Source organism: Aliiglaciecola sp., from assembly GCF_039982535.1.
In the GTDB taxonomy this organism is placed as follows: domain Bacteria; phylum Pseudomonadota; class Gammaproteobacteria; order Enterobacterales; family Alteromonadaceae; genus Aliiglaciecola.
Map to the genome: position 1 here is coordinate 1 of NZ_JBDWYG010000055.1, position 1,511 is coordinate 1,511.

Consider the following 1,511-nt stretch of genomic DNA (forward strand, 5'->3'; position numbering starts at 1 on the left):
AAAAGTTGCGATCCCAACTGAGGCACTTTTAGTTAGTGTTCCCCCTAAATTTCCAGTACCACTTACTTTGGCAATTGTTATTGAACTGCTATTATTCTCATCAATCGAGTCATCGCTTCTTTGAAATTCGACAGTAAATGAACTTACAGCGGTATTAGAAGAACCAGTTGCAGGAAAATCCTTGATGACCAATTTCGTTGCTTCATCTAAGACTGTAAAAGTAGAACTTGTTGCTGAAGTTAAACCTGAAGCATCATCAGCAACAGTGATTGATACACCTGATTCTGCTGTATCATAAGTTGTACCACTAATAGTTATTGAACTATTCCCATTTGTAATTGTACCTGTTGTGGTTCCACCGATAGAACCGTTACCAGTTGCTAGTGTAAATGTTATATCAATATCAGAATCAACATTAGCTAATTGATCTGATGCATCTAACGCTTGGACAACTACTTCAAACCCAATGTCTTTTGTCGGACTATCACCACTATTAACAAGACTGATGTTTAATTTAGTTGCAGTACCACCTGAAGCAGGTGCAACCCCAAATCCTGATAAATCATTTACAGGATCGGTACTTACTGTTTCAAATCGAGTACTTGGATCAGTAAAACCATCCGTATCTCCTGTAGTAATTCCTGACTTTAATTGAATAATTTGGTTAGCTGTACTAACCCCATTTCCATTCCAATCCGACCCTGGATCACCAGTACCCGGGTCACCAAAAACATCCGTTACAACCCCACCATATTCTACTGATAAAGCATCATCACCATTAAAAGAAAAGCTTTTAGTTGAAAAGAGGACTGAAGTCAAGCCTTCTCCATCCATATAGGTTTCTATATTCGAAGTTCCAATTACCATAACATCACCTGACGCTAAAGTACCTGATGAAACAGTGTGATCCACGCTTAGAGCTGCTCCATTAGTGCCCTTTTTTATTACTAAATTGTTTGTGGAAAAGTCTAGTGTAGATCCAGTATTATTAAAAATTTCGATACCTTTTGGAGCTGAGCCAGAATTTGTTTCTATATACTGACTGATAATTTGCCCATAACTGGTTCCGAAACCAATTATACAAAGCCCTATTGTTAGTAAAAAATGTTTCATAAAAATGTCCTATGAATAAATAGTTTTAAAGTTGAGAAAGGTTAACAAAACCTTCGTAGTACTTCAAGTTTGTAGTGTTAACAAACTATTAGGATTTTCTAAATAAAAAAAACGATGCCGTTATACAAGTTCCTATTATATAAATTTGGAATGGTTGAATTTATTCTGTGGTGCTCAGGAAAATTTAAATATATGTAATGCATTGGGTACTTTGATCTTACGGATCAGATACTCCTCACAGAAGCCGGTCTGCTTACAAAGAACAAATTTTAGGGAGGGGCGCTCCTTAGGAACATCTCAATAGTTTATAAAACTAGGGCAAACGTCGCGAGAGGACTCTCTTGAAATTAATTAACCCAATATCCAACGCTGAACAAGGAACACCCAACATCCAGTTA

The 1,511-nt window shown here is 36.8% G+C and carries 1 pseudogene; it reads right to left on the reverse strand.

From position 1 onward, the window contains the following. Positions 1 to 1,113, reverse strand: a pseudogene (locus ABJV04_RS16245) (hypothetical protein); the annotation flags it as partial. Positions 1,114 to 1,511 lie beyond the last annotated feature (398 nt).